Genomic DNA, 12,842 nt, shown 5'->3' with positions numbered 1-12,842 from the left:
GGCGCTTCCCAAGCGTGTCTCGACTTCGCTCGACACGAACGGGAATAGAAGGCGGTCTGGAATCCACCCCAATGCAGACATCGCAAAATCAGGACACATCCCGCGCCGGCAAACTCAGTGTAAAGCGCGCGCCCTGTCCCGGGGCGCTGTCGATGGTCAGGTCACCATCCATCGCACGCGCGAGCCGGCGGGCGATGTAAAGGCCGAGGCCCGAGCCGCCGCTGTCGGTGCGGCCGAGCCGCTCGAACTTTTCGAACACTACCGCCTGCTGGTCGTTCGATATCCCCTGACCCTGATCGGCGACGGTGACCATCGCGCGGTCACCTTCGCGGTCGACGCGTATCCATATCTGCGAGTTTTCGGGCGAGTATCGGATCGCATTGCCGAGCAGATTCAAGAGCACCTGCAACACGCGGCGGAACTCGCCGGTCGCGGGCATCTTGTCGTCGGTGCGCGGCGCATCGATGCGAATCGCCTTTTCTTCGGCCTTCATGCCGAGCAGCCCGACCGCGCGGCGCGCGAGGTCGCCGAGGTCGATTTCGTCGGCGGCGGCCTTGAATCCCGGACGCTCGATATTCTGAAGGTCGGCGAGGTCGTCGACGAGGCCGAGAAGATGGCGCCCCGCATGCGCGATGTCGCCGGCATAGCGGGCATAATCGGCGCGGATCGGGCCATCGAATTGCCCATGAATCGTCTCGGCGGTCGCGATGATGCGGCTGAGCGGGCCGCGTAGCGCACCATCGATGCGGCGGCCGAACTGCGGATCGGACAACGGGAGCGAACCGAAAGCGGGGTCGGCGAGCGCGGCGGTGGTTTCGCTCGCGTGGCTGTTTTTGGCCCCGATCGGGGTTTCGGGCTCGACCATGGCCTCGCCGCGAAAGCCAGTGAAACGTCCCGTCGCGTCGAACAGCGGATCGGCCGACAGGATCATCGCGATGCGGCCGGCAGCACCATCGGCGCGAACATGCTGGGCCTCGAAATGCGTCTGACGGGCGAGCGCGCGCAGCACCGGAAAGCGGCCTTCCTCGTCCGGCTGCAATTCGAAAAGCTCCGAAAGCGAACGGCCTTCCCAGTCCGCGGGAACGGGCGGGGCCTCATCGCCGCGGCGCAGCGCGATCATCCGCAACTGCTGGTCGCATTCCCAGGTCCAGCCGTGCGGCGCCATGGCCATATCGCTGGCCTGAGGTGCCGGCATGGGCTGTGCCATCGGTCCCGCGTGCCAATCGCTGATCTCGAGGCTCGCCCCGCTCTCGTCAGGAAGGATACGGACGAGCGCATGGATGTCGCTATGGTCGTCGGCAGTGTAGAGCGGGCGCGCAATGTCGCGCTGGAGCCGCTGCGCCAGCGCGACGAGCCGGGCGAGCTGCGGCAGCGCGAGCGGCTTGCCGAGCCCGGCGCCCGCGCGCTGCTGAAGCCGTAGCAGTGGCGCGTCGGCGCTGACGAGCACGCCGCTGTCGTCGATCCGGCCGCGGATGAGGCGCGCGCTCATCGGATACCCTCCTCGGCGCGCCCGGGCAGGGCGGCGAGCGAGGCTTCGAGCGGGGCGAGCGATGCGCGGTCGAGGCGGAGCGGCGCAAGCAGCGACGGCAGCGCGGCGGGTTCGGCGCTGACCAAAGCGAGCGCCATGTCGGAATAGGTGCGGCGGCTGCTCGCCGCGGCAAGCGCGATCAGCGCCAGCCAGTCGTGGCCAGCGATGGCGGAAGCCGCTTCGGCCGCGGCGTCGGCGGTGTCGAACGCGGCGTAATAGTCGGCCGCGGCGCGGTCGAGCCCTGCGGGCGAGACGCGCCGATCGAGCGCGCGCTCAACAAGGGTTTCGGGGTCGGCTGTCGCGCCGGCCTCGGCGTCAGCGTGCGCGATTCGCCACGCCGCAATGTCGCGCAGCAGGGCCCGAAACAGGTCCGCATCGACATCGGCGATCGCAATCCGCGGATGGCCCTGATCGTCGAACCGGCGCCGGTCGGCGATCTGCAGCGCGAGGTAAACGCCATCGATGGCTGCCGCTCTTTCGGCGGGAGAGGGGCGCGCGGTGTCGGTATTGCCCTCGCCGCCGTCAGGAGCGCTCGTCTGCATTGCCGAATATTCGCGCCAGCGATGTTCTTCGGCGCGCGCGAAACAGGCTGCAGCAAGGCGCGCGGCGGTCGGCAAGCCGGCGCCCAGCCAGTCGGCCCAGAGCTTCGCGCCATCGATCCCTTCGTCGAGCGTCCGCGCCGCATCGACGGCCAGCCGCCGTGCGATGCCGAGCGATAGCGCGCGCTGCTCCTCGGTCAGCCGGCCCATCAGCGGCGCGCCCAGATAGTCCGCCAGCTCGCGCAGGCGCGCCGACAGCGTCGGCGACGGCGGATCGATGCCGGGTGAGGAGAGGGATTCGGCCATGCACGCCCGCGATAGCAGCCCATCGTTAATAGGCATTAAACCTTGAAGCGCTTTGCTCTAGCGCCCCTCTCGCATCAGCGCGCCTCCGGCCGCCGCGCGAGGCGCAGCCACAGCAGGATCTGGAGCAGCGCGAGCAGCGGCAGGATCGCGAACATCAGCGAGGCGAAGTCGAACAGCAGCGCCGGGACGAGCATGATCCACGCCTGATCGGAGTCGGGAAGGAGCCAGTGGAAGCGGCGCTTGTCGCCCGAATCTTCATAAAGAGCGCGCGCGAGCAGGATTGCGGCGGCGAGGCAGGGGGCGAGCGCGGCTTCAGAGAAACGCGGCATCAGATGGTCGGCGCCGCCCATCGAGACCAGCCATGGATAGGCGGCGAGCAGCAGCCAGCCGAAGATGCGGATGACATCGCGAACCCGGTCCTGTGCCGCGCTTTCGGCGCGGAAGGCCGAGAGGAACCGCATCGCCGCGAGCCCGAACCCGCCGAGCACCGCGACGATGGCGCCCGCTGCGGCGAGACCACTGCCCGCGAGCGCTGCGACCATGATCCATAAAAATGCGGTTATATAAGGGAGATATCGAGCGGTCTTGGGTGACTTTACCAAGAGGGGGCCGGCGAGCCGGATCAGCGGCATCATGATCGCCGAGCGGCCGAGGCCCATGCCGCCATATTCGACCTGTTGCAGGCTCGACTGCTCGATCAGGGCCGCGGTCGGGCGGTCGGTGACGATCGCGATCTCGCCCTGTTCGAACAGCGCGGGCTCGCAATAGAGCCGCCGCGAGCCCGCCTGCACCGCGAGCCGCAGCAGGGTCAGCATCATGTCCCATTCGCCGGGCATCGCCGCGAGGTCCGCGACCATCGGCTGCGATATGCTCGCGAGCCCGCCCCAGCGCCGCGTCGCGTCGATCCGCTCGAACCCCTGCGTCAGCATCGTGTCGCCGGTGACGAGGATCGCTGGCGATCCTGGGCGGGCGATCGCAGCATAATGGGTGCCCCCGGCGCGAAGCCCGTCGGCGACGAGGATGATCCGGTCGTCGCTTTCGACCAGCGGGATGAGATCGGCGGCGGCGCGCACCGGCGTCACCTTCATGCCCCGGCGGCGGATGCGGTCGCAGGTGGCGAGCAGTTCGGCGGGAACCGCGGCGACGGCGACCGCGATATGCGTCACGCCGGCGTCGGCGAGGCGTGCTGCCTGCCGCTCGATCAGCGTCTCGCCCGCCACGGTGACGAGCGCGCGCAGCAACCCGTCGGGCAGCGTTTCGCTCGCGCCGACGAGCGCGATCAGGGCCACCGGCGCCCCCCAGGCAGGCAGTTGCTCATCGCGCGGCAGCTTTAGGGGCGGGCGCGCGATTGGCAAGCGGCTTGTCGCGCGTCATGACGTCGCCCGACGCGCCGCGATGCCGTGCGATTCCACCGGCATTTCAATCATAAAAATTATCCCGGAAAAGCTCCGAATCGCTGGCCTTTCGCGCCTCCATCGGCTAGGCCCGAACCACCTCCCGATAAGCAGAAAAAAGGCCGGGTCTTGACCGAAGAAAATACGCCTGTGCAGCCGTCCGACGACGGCGTTTCGCCGATCAATATCGTCGACGAAATGAAGACCAGCTACCTCGATTACGCGATGAGCGTGATCGTCAGCCGCGCGCTCCCCGACGTGCGCGACGGCCTGAAGCCTGTGCATCGCCGCATTCTTTACGCGGCGCAGGAAGGCGGCTTCATCCCCGGACGTCCGTACAAGAAATCGGCGAAGATCGTCGGCGACGTCATGGGCAACTATCACCCGCACGGCGACAGCGCGATCTACGACGCACTCGCGCGTATGACGCAGGACTGGTCGCTGCGCGTCCCGCTGATCGACGGGCAGGGCAATTTCGGCTCGATGGACCCCGACCCACCGGCGTCGATGCGCTATACGGAAGCGCGGCTGGCCAAGACCGCGATGGTCCTGCTCAACGACCTCGACAAGGATACGGTCGACTTCCAGCCCAACTATGACGCGAGCCGCGACGAGCCGACGGTGCTCCCCGCGCGTTTCCCGAACCTGCTCGTCAATGGCGCGGGCGGGATCGCTGTCGGCATGGCGACCAACATCCCGCCGCATAATTTGGGCGAAGTCATCGACGCGACGCTCGCGACCATCGATAATCCGTCGATTTCGCTCGAAGACCTGATGGCGATCGTTCCCGGACCGGACTTTCCGACCGGCGCGCTGATGCTCGGCCAGGGGGGCGCGCGCAACGCCTATCTGACCGGACGCGGTTCGATCATGATGCGTTCGACCCACATCATCGAGGAAGGAAGAAACGACCGGCAATCGATTGTTCTAACATCGATTCCCTATCAGGTTGGCAAATCCGGCCTCGTCGAGAAGATCGCCGAAGCCGCGCGCGACAAGCGCATCGAGGGTGTCGCCGACATCCGCGACGAATCGAACCGCGAGGGTGTGCGCGTCGTTATCGAGCTGAAGCGCGACGCGACCGCCGAGGTGGTGCTCAACCAGCTCTGGCGCCATACCCCGGCGCAGTCGAGCTTCCCCGCGAACATGCTCGCGATCCGCGGCGGCCGCCCGGAAATGCTGGGCCTCAAGGAGATTTTGACCTCCTTCATCGCCTTCCGTGAGGAAGTGATCACCCGCCGCTGCAAGTTCGAGCTCGCCAAGGCGCGCGACCGCGCGCACATCTTGCTCGGTCTCGTCGTCGCAGTCAGCAATCTCGACGAAGTCGTCCGCATCATCCGCGGTTCACCGTCGCCCGCCGCGGCGCGCGAAGCGTTGCTCGCCCGCGAATGGCCGATCGGCGAAATCGCGCCCTACATCCGCCTCGTCGAGGCGATCGAGGGCGAGATGGAGGAAAGCGCCACCTATCGTCTGTCGGAAATTCAGGTGAAGGCGATCCTCGACCTTCGTCTCCATCGCCTGACCGCGCTCGGCCGCGACGAAATCGGCAAGGAACTCGGTGAGTTGGCGGCCGAGATTGAAGAGTTGCTTTCGATCCTCGCCGACCGCGAAAAGCTTTATGCGGTGATGCGCGAGGAACTCGTCGCGGTGCGCGACGAATTCGCGACGCCGCGCAAGACGCTCGTCGCCCCCGCCGCCGACGGTATCGACGACGAGGATCTGATCGAGCGCGAGGAGATGGTCGTCACCGTCACCCTCGACGGCTATATCAAGCGCACCCCGCTCGACACCTTCCGAGCGCAGCGCCGTGGCGGCAAGGGCCGCGCGGGCATGGCGACGAAGGACGAGGATGTCGTCACCGAACTCTTCGTTACCTCGACCCACACGCCGGTGCTGTTCTTCTCGACCGCGGGCAAGGTGTACCGCATGAAGGTCTGGCGCCTGCCCGAGGGCGGGCCGGCGACGCGCGGCCGTCCGATGATCAACCTGCTGCCGCTGGCGCAGGGCGAAACCATCTCGACCGTGCTGCCGCTGCCCGAGGACGAGGCCGAATGGGGCAAGCTGCACGTCATGTTTGCAACCGCGAAGGGTAATGTGCGTCGTAACAGCATGGACGCTTTCACCAACGTGCCCTCGAACGGCAAGATCGCCATGAAGTTCGAGGGCGAGGACGAGGACGACCGGCTGATTGGCGTCGCCTTGCTCGACGAAAGCGACGATGTGCTGCTCGCGACACGGCAGGGCAAGGCGATCCGCTTCGCCGGCGACGATGTCCGCGAGTTCCAGAGCCGCAATTCGACCGGCGTGCGCGGAATGCGGCTGGCGGACGGCGACGAAGTGATCTCGCTCTCGATCCTCCATCGCGGCGGGATGCGCGATCAGGACGAGCGCGAGGATTATCTGCGCTTCGCTCCATGGAAGGCCGAAAAGGACGGCGCGCCCGAGATGGATGCCGACCGCTTCGCCGATCTTGCGGGCCGCGAACAGTTCATCCTGACCGTTTGCGCCAACGGCTATGGCAAGCTGTCGTCGGCCTATGAATATCGCCGCACCGGCCGCGGCGGGCAGGGGATCACCAATATCGACAATATCGGCCGCAACGGGCCGGTCGTCGCAAGCTTCCCAGCGACGCAGGCGCATCAGCTGATGCTCGTCACCGATCAGGCAAAGCTGATCCGCATGGGACTCGACAGCCTCCGCGTCATCGGCCGCGGGTCGGCGGGCGTGCGCCTGTTCGACGTGGCGAACGACGAGCATGTCGTATCGGCGGCGCTGATCGAGGAAGATGAGGCCGAGGGCGCCGGGGGCGCGGTCGAAGAAACGCCGGCAACGGAGGCTCCTTCGGAATGAGCGCATCGACGGCCTTCAAGGTGCTGACGCAGCAGCAATGGGCCGATTTCGAGCGCGAGCGCGTGTTCCGCGGTGCGCCGGTGGATATTGCCGATGGCTATATCCACCTGTCGGCCGCGGAACAGCTCGAGGGTACGCTGGCGAAGCATTTCGCCGGGCAGACCTGTCTGATGATCGCCGAGGTGGATTTGCTTCAGCTCGGCGATGCGATCCGCTGGGAGGAATCGCGCGGCGGCGACCTGTTCCCGCACCTCTACGCCGAATTGCCGATCCATGCGGTGGTGAGCCTGCAAAGGCGGGATTGAGGCGAGGGGTAGAGCATCCGGGATTCGGTTCGTGGGTGTCGGGCGATCATCTGCTTTGGGGTGGGGAGCGGACGCTGCCCTTTCTTTACTTCGTCATCCCCGCGAAAGCGGGGACCCAGAGCGTCCGTCCGCTTACCCATCCCTGGGTTCCCGCTTTCGCGGGAATGACGAAGGGAGAGTGTGCGGCAACTCTCGGCCGCTTCCAGCCATTCCGCCACTAAAGAAAAAGGGGCCGTGAAAGCGGCCCCTTTTTCTTTTCCCTGCGCTCGCTCAGCGCTTGTCGACCGGCACATACGGACGGTGCGTCGGGCCGGTGTAGAGCTGGCGCGGACGGCCGATCTTCTGCGCGGGGTCCGAAATCATCTCGTTCCACTGCGCGACCCAGCCGACGGTGCGGGCGAGCGCGAAGAGGGCGGTAAACATCGTCGTCGGGAAACCGATCGCCGACAGGATCACGCCCGAATAGAAATCGACGTTCGGGAACAGCTTCTTCTCGACGAAATAGCTGTCGTTCAGCGCCATTTCCTCGAGTTGCAGCGCGACCTCGAACACCGGGTCGTTGACCTTCAGTGCGTCGAAAACCTCGCGCACCGTCTTCTGCATCACGGTCGCGCGCGGATCGTAATTCTTGTAGACGCGGTGCCCGAAGCCCATGAGGCGGAACGGATCGTCCTTGTCTTTCGCGCGGGCGATATATTCGGGGATGCGTTCCGGCCGGCCGATCTCGCGGAGCATGTTGAGCGCGGCTTCATTGGCGCCGCCGTGCGCAGGGCCCCAGAGGCAGGCGATGCCCGCTGCGATGCATGCGAAGGGGTTGGCGCCCGACGAGCCGGCGAGACGGACGGTCGAGGTCGAGGCGTTCTGCTCGTGGTCGGCATGCAGGATGAAGATGCGGTCGAGCGCGCGGACCACCGCCGGATCGACCTCATAGTCCTCGGCGGGGACGCCGAAGGTCATGCGCAGGAAATTATGCGTATAGCTCAAGTCGTTGCGCGGATAGACGAAGGGTTGGCCGACCGCATATTTATAGGCCATCGCGGCGATCGTCGGCATCTTCGCGATCAGCCGGTGGCTCGCGATCATCCGCTGGTGCGGATCGTGAATCTCGGTCGAATCGTGATAGAAGGCGCTGAGAGCCCCGACGACGCCGCACATGACCGCCATCGGGTGCGCGTCGCGGCGGAAACCGCGATAGAAGGTTGCGAGCTGCTCGTGGAGCATCGTGTGGCGGGTGATGGTAGTGTCGAAATCGGTCAGTTCCTGCGCGTTCGGCAGCTCGCCGTTGAGCAGCAGATAGCAGACCTCCATGAAGCTCGAATGCTCGGCGAGGTCGCCGATCGCATAGCCGCGGTGAAGGAGGACGCCTTCGTCGCCGTCGATATAGGTGATCTGCGATTCGCAGCTCGCGGTCGACGTGAAGCCGGGGTCGTAGGTGAAGGCGCCCGTCTGGGCGTAGAATTTGCGGATATCGACGACATCGGGGCCGACCGTGCCCTTGAGCACGGGATCTTCGACGGTGGTGTCGCCCAGGGTGATTTTTGCGGTATCGGTCATTATTCTTCCCCTGATCTGACGGCGGGAGAGTTGCGGTTACGCCCCTGCCGGATAATTGTGCGCTGCGTCAAGTCGCGCCAGGCTTGCATCGCGGCCGAGGAGCAGCAACACGTCGAAAATCCCCGGAGACACGGTGCGTCCGGTCAGCGCTGCGCGCAGCGGCTGAGCGAGTTTGCCGAGCCCGACTCCGGCCGACTCGCTCGTTTCGCGAACCGCGGCCTCGATGTCTTCGGCGTTCCAGCCGTTCAGCCCGCGCAGCTTTTCGGTAACGCCGGCGAGCACTCCCTCCGGCGCATCCCTTAGCACCTGCACGGCCTTTTCGTCCACCGCCAGCGGCAGCGATTCGAACAGGAAAAGCGCTCCCTCGGCGATTTCGTCGAGCGTCCTGGCGCGCGGTTTGAGCGATTCCATCGCGCGCGTCAGCAGATCGCGGTCGAGGCCATCGAGCGCACGGCCCACGAGTTTTTCGACGCGCGGCGCGACGAGATCGGCAAGGCGGGCGTTATCGGCTTCGCGGATATAATGACCGTTGAGATTCTCCAGCTTCTTGAAGTCGAAGCGCGACGGCGAGCGGCCGACATGATCGAGGTCGAACCATTCGACGGCCTGTTCGCGGCTGATGATTTCGGCGTCGCCATGGCCCCAGCCGAGGCGGAGGAGATAATTGTTCACCGCCTCGGGCAGATAGCCCATCTCGTCGCGATAGGCATCGACGCCGAGCGCGCCGTGACGCTTCGACAGTTTCGCGCCGTCGGCGCCGTGGATCAACGGGACATGGGCATAAACCGGCTCACGCCAGCCCATCGCGCGGATCAGCGCAAGCTGCCGAAAGGCGTTGTTGAGATGGTCGTCGCCGCGGATGACATGGGTGATCCCCATGTCGTTATCATCGACGACGACGCTCAGCATATAGGTCGGCGTGCCGTCGCTGCGCAGCAGGATGAAATCGTCGAGCTCGGCATTCTGGACAGTGACCGCGCCCTGAACCTTGTCAAAGATCGTGACCTCGCCTTCCTGCGGCGCGCGCAGGCGGATGACGTGCGGGACCGACGGGTCGCCGTCGTCGCGATCGCGCCACGGACTGCGGACGCGGAAGGGGATGCGCTTTTCCTGCGCTTCGGCGCGCATCGCGGCGAGCTCGTCCTGCGTGAGGTAGCAGCGATAGGCCTCGCCCCTGGCGAGCAGCTCGTGCGCGACCTCGGCATGACGCGGAGCACGCGCAAACTGATGGACCGTTTCGCCGTCCCAATCCAAATCCAGCCACTGCATGCCGTCGAGGATCGCGTCGATTGCGGCGTCGGTCGAGCGTGCGCGGTCGGTATCTTCGATACGGAGCAGGAACTTGCCGCCGTGATGGCGCGCGAACAGCCAGTTGAACAGCGCGGTGCGCGCGCCGCCGATGTGCAGATATCCGGTCGGGGAGGGGGCGAAGCGCGTCACCACGTCGGCGCCCGTCGCTTCGGGGGTCGCTTCTGCCATATTGGTCGGGTTTTCGGTTGCCACCATGGCCTCTTTCAAACAGGTTGTTCCCTCGGCGAGGGAGGATCGGGGCAGCCCCTAGCATGGCGACAAGGCCGCTTCAAACGCCCATTGGCGCGCGCGTGTTGGCGATGGCGCGCGGGCTTGCGGAGCGGATCGAGACGCGACTCGATGCCGAGCGCGAACGGATGGGGCTTTGGCTTCCTGTCGCGCTGGGTGCGGGGATCGGCGCCTGGTTTGCGCTGCCGACGGCCGCGCAGTGGATCGGCCTGCTCTTTCTGTTCGCGGCAGGGGCATCTGCGGCGCTGCTCGTCGGGTGGCACCGGCGATCCGGGCGTATCGTGGCGATCGGCTGCGCGGCGATGATGATCGGGATGCTGCTGATCTGGGCGCGTGCGTCCTGGGTGGCTGCGCCGGTGTTGGCACAGCCGGTGACGACGCAGTTTTCCGCGCGCATCGAAGCGGTCGAGCCGCAGCCGGCGCGCGAGCAGACGCGGCTGATCGTCCGTCCGCTGCGGCGTCCCGACCTGCCGCCGCGGATTCGGGTGACGATGCGCGGCGAGAGCGGCGGAGTCGCGCCGGGTGATCTCATTGGGCTGCGCGTGCGGCTGATGCCGCCGCCGACCGCGAGCCTGCCGGGTGGCTATGATTTCGCGCAGCGCGCCTGGTTCGACCGGATCGGGGCGGTCGGGACGGTGTTGGGGGACGTGGCTAAATCACCGGGCGCCCGAAATGGTGGCCAGCCGTTGCGCGCGCGGCTGAGCGCGCATATCCACGCGCAGGTCGCGGGATCGCCGGGCGGGGTCGCGGCGGCGCTGGTCACGGGCGATCGCGGTGCGATCTCGGCCGAGGATGACGAGGCGATGCGGCGTGCGGGCCTCGCGCATCTGCTGTCGATCAGCGGACTGCACGTTACCGCGGTGATCGGCTTCGCGATGTTCGCCGCGATGCGGCTTTTCGCGCTCAGCCGGCGGCTCGCCCTCGCGGGCTATGTGCTGCCGATCGCCGCGGCGGCAGGCGCGTTGGCGGGGGCGGGTTATACCTGGCTCGCTGGCGCCGAGGTGCCGACGCTGCGATCGCTGATCGCGGCGCTGCTTGTTCTCGCCGCCTTTCTGATGGGGCGCGAGGCGGTGACGCTGCGGTTGGTTGCGGCGGGCGCTCTGCTCGTACTGCTGTGGCGTCCCGAATCGCTCGCGGGGCCGAGCTTTCAGCTCAGTTTCGCGGCGGTGACCGCGATCGTCGCGCTCCACGAAAGCCCGATGATGCAGCGCTTCGTTGCGCGGCACGATGAGGCACTGCTGCTGCGATGGGCGCGCGGGTTGGCGGGATTGCTGATCACGGGCTTCGTCGTCGAGGCTGCACTTGCGCCGATCGCATTGTTCCATTTCCACAAGGCGGGGCTGTACGGTGCGCTGGCCAATGTCGTCGCGATCCCGCTCACCACCTTCGTGATCATGCCCGCCGAGGCGCTGGCGCTGCTGTTCGACACCGTCGGGCTCGGCGCGCCCTTCTGGTGGGTGGCCGACCGTGCGCTCCGCGCGCTCATCGCGCTCGCCCATGCCGTTGCGGACACGCCGGGGGCGGTTGCGACACTGCCGACCTTTCCGCCCTGGGGGGTCGCGCTGGCAGTCTGCGGCGGCTTGTGGATCCTGATCTGGCGCACCGGCTGGCGCTGGGCAGGAGCCGTGCCGGTGGCAATCGGCATGGCTGCGCTGCTCGTACAGCCGCGCCCGGACTTGCTCGTCACCGGCGATGGCCGCAATATCGCCGCAGCTGTTCCTGCGGGCGGCTATGCGCTGCTGCGCGATCGCGCGGGGGATTTCGTCCGCGACACGATGAGCGAGGCTGCGGGTATCGACACGCCGCTCGGCGCGCTCGCCGGCCTCGATCATGTCGAATGCAACGCCGATTTCTGCCGCTGGCGGCAGGGCGCGGAAGGCGTGCAACGCATCATTCTCGCTTCGCGCGGGCGCGACCGGATCGAGGGCGCCGAGATGGCGGCAGCGTGCGCTGCTGCCGACGTCGTGATCAGCGACCGCTGGCTGCCACGCGAATGCGTCGGCCGCTGGTTGACGATCGACCGAGACAGCCTCGCGACAAGCGGCGGGCTGGCGATCTACCTCGGCGAGCGGCCCCGCGTCGTCGCGGCGCTACGCGCGGGCGACGAGCATCCGTGGCGCCGCCCGCAGCAGCTTAGTGGTAACGACGAAGCAATCCCGACAGCCGCCCCTGCACGATGACGCGCCCCGCCTCGTAGCGCTGGGGTTCGTAGGCGCTGTTCGCGGGGTCGAGCCGGATCATCTTGCCCTCGCGGCGGAAATATTTGAGCGTCGCATCCTGCCCATCGACGAGCGCGACGACGATATCGCCTTCGCGTGCGGTGCTGGACTTCTGGATGAGCGCATAGTCGCCGTCGAAGATGCCAGCCTCGACCATCGAGTCGCCCGACACTTCGAGCGCATAATGCTCGCCTGCGCCGAGCAGCGCGGCGGGAACCGCGAGCTGGTTGTGATTCTCGAACGCTTCGATCGGGACGCCAGCGGCGATCTTGCCATGCAGTGGCACCTCGATGATGTCGTTCGCGGCGATCGGCTTCAGCGCCGGCGCGGGCTTGCGGAGCGGCACCACATTGTCGCGATCGTTGCGCACGGGCGCCTTGGCGCCTTCCGCGGTCTTGAGCACCTCCAGCGCGCGGGCGCGATTGGGGAGGCGGCGAAGAAAACCTCTTTCTTCCAAGGCGCTTATGAGGCGATGGATGCCCGATTTCGACTTGAGGCCAAGCGCCTCCTTCATCTCCTCGAACGAGGGCGAGATGCCGCTTGCGTCGAGGCGCTGCTGGATGAAGTGCAGCAGTTCGTGCTGCTTCGCGGTCAACATCTCTCGTTCT

General features: G+C 66.8%; 9 protein-coding genes. 3 read left to right on the top strand and 6 right to left on the bottom strand.

Annotated elements, in window-relative coordinates; genetic code table 11:
* Window positions 1–88: 88 nt before the first annotated feature.
* From ACE3SL_RS00795 to ACE3SL_RS00785, 3 genes are all read right to left on the bottom strand, one after another.
* Window positions 89–1,489: a sensor histidine kinase gene (locus ACE3SL_RS00795; RefSeq protein ID WP_374523860.1), complete on the bottom strand. Its 1,401-nt coding sequence runs from the start codon at window positions 1,487–1,489 to the stop codon at window positions 89–91.
* Window positions 1,486–2,373: a hypothetical protein gene (locus ACE3SL_RS00790; protein ID WP_374523859.1), complete on the bottom strand. Its 888-nt coding sequence runs from the start codon at window positions 2,371–2,373 to the stop codon at window positions 1,486–1,488. Before ACE3SL_RS00790 ends, ACE3SL_RS00795 begins: the two co-directional genes overlap by 4 nt.
* Window positions 2,374–2,447: 74 nt before the next feature.
* The gene (locus tag ACE3SL_RS00785) at window positions 2,448–3,662 is read right to left on the bottom strand and encodes a hypothetical protein (RefSeq protein WP_374523858.1); all 1,215 of its coding nucleotides are present in this window, start codon (window positions 3,660–3,662) and stop codon (window positions 2,448–2,450) included.
* 234 nt (window positions 3,663–3,896) lie between these two features.
* On the opposite strand from ACE3SL_RS00785, the gene gyrA reads away from it, so the two are divergent.
* Both gyrA and ACE3SL_RS00775 read left to right on the top strand, forming a co-directional pair.
* Window positions 3,897–6,617 carry a DNA gyrase subunit A gene (gene gyrA, locus ACE3SL_RS00780; protein ID WP_374523857.1) on the top strand — a complete coding sequence of 907 codons (2,721 nt, stop codon included), beginning with the start codon at window positions 3,897–3,899 and terminating at the stop codon, window positions 6,615–6,617.
* Window positions 6,614–6,922, top strand: coding sequence for a DUF952 domain-containing protein (locus ACE3SL_RS00775; RefSeq protein WP_374523856.1), 309 nt, complete (start codon window positions 6,614–6,616; stop codon window positions 6,920–6,922). The genes gyrA and ACE3SL_RS00775 overlap by 4 nt, the downstream gene beginning before the upstream one ends.
* Window positions 6,923–7,192: 270 nt before the next feature.
* Here the strand turns inward: ACE3SL_RS00775 and ACE3SL_RS00770 are convergent, their stop codons facing one another.
* Together ACE3SL_RS00770 and gltX are read right to left on the bottom strand one after the other, a co-directional pair.
* On the bottom strand, window positions 7,193–8,476 hold the full coding sequence (locus ACE3SL_RS00770) for a citrate synthase (RefSeq protein WP_374523855.1): 1,284 nt from the start codon (window positions 8,474–8,476) through the stop codon (window positions 7,193–7,195).
* A gap of 36 nt (window positions 8,477–8,512) precedes the next feature.
* Window positions 8,513–9,955, bottom strand: coding sequence for a glutamate--tRNA ligase (gltX, locus tag ACE3SL_RS00765; protein WP_374523854.1), 1,443 nt, complete (start codon window positions 9,953–9,955; stop codon window positions 8,513–8,515).
* Window positions 9,956–10,086: 131 nt separating this feature from the next.
* Between gltX and ACE3SL_RS00760 the strand changes: the two genes are divergently transcribed.
* Entirely contained in the window at window positions 10,087–12,195 is a 2,109-nt protein-coding gene (locus tag ACE3SL_RS00760; protein ID WP_374523861.1) for a ComEC/Rec2 family competence protein, read from the top strand.
* On the opposite strand, the gene lexA is transcribed toward ACE3SL_RS00760, so the two are convergent.
* Complete coding sequence (gene lexA, locus ACE3SL_RS00755) at window positions 12,149–12,832, bottom strand: transcriptional repressor LexA (RefSeq protein WP_374523853.1); 684 nt, start codon at window positions 12,830–12,832, stop codon at window positions 12,149–12,151. The two genes, ACE3SL_RS00760 and lexA, sit on opposite strands and share 47 nt — an antisense overlap.
* Window positions 12,833–12,842 lie beyond the last annotated feature (10 nt).

The sequence above is a fragment of the Sphingopyxis sp. genome, assembly GCF_041916015.1.
In the GTDB taxonomy this organism is placed as follows: domain Bacteria; phylum Pseudomonadota; class Alphaproteobacteria; order Sphingomonadales; family Sphingomonadaceae; genus Sphingopyxis.
Note: the sequence above shows the minus strand (reverse complement) of the source record. Positions and strands in the feature narration are given on the sequence as shown.

Bases quoted from the DNA above. Each gene is read 5' to 3' on its own strand.
- ACE3SL_RS00770 (WP_374523855.1), bottom strand. From the start codon at position 8,476: ATGACCGATACCGCAAAAATCACCCTGGGCGACACCACCGTCGAAGAT.
- lexA (WP_374523853.1), bottom strand. From the start codon at position 12,832: ATGTTGACCGCGAAGCAGCACGAACTGCTGCACTTCATCCAGCAGCGC.
- ACE3SL_RS00775 (WP_374523856.1), top strand. From the start codon at position 6,614: ATGAGCGCATCGACGGCCTTCAAGGTGCTGACGCAGCAGCAATGGGCC.
- ACE3SL_RS00760 (WP_374523861.1), top strand. From the start codon at position 10,087: ATGGCGCGCGGGCTTGCGGAGCGGATCGAGACGCGACTCGATGCCGAG.
- ACE3SL_RS00790 (WP_374523859.1), bottom strand. From the start codon at position 2,373: ATGGCCGAATCCCTCTCCTCACCCGGCATCGATCCGCCGTCGCCGACG.
- gltX (WP_374523854.1), bottom strand. From the start codon at position 9,955: ATGGCAGAAGCGACCCCCGAAGCGACGGGCGCCGACGTGGTGACGCGC.
- ACE3SL_RS00795 (WP_374523860.1), bottom strand. From the start codon at position 1,489: ATGAGCGCGCGCCTCATCCGCGGCCGGATCGACGACAGCGGCGTGCTC.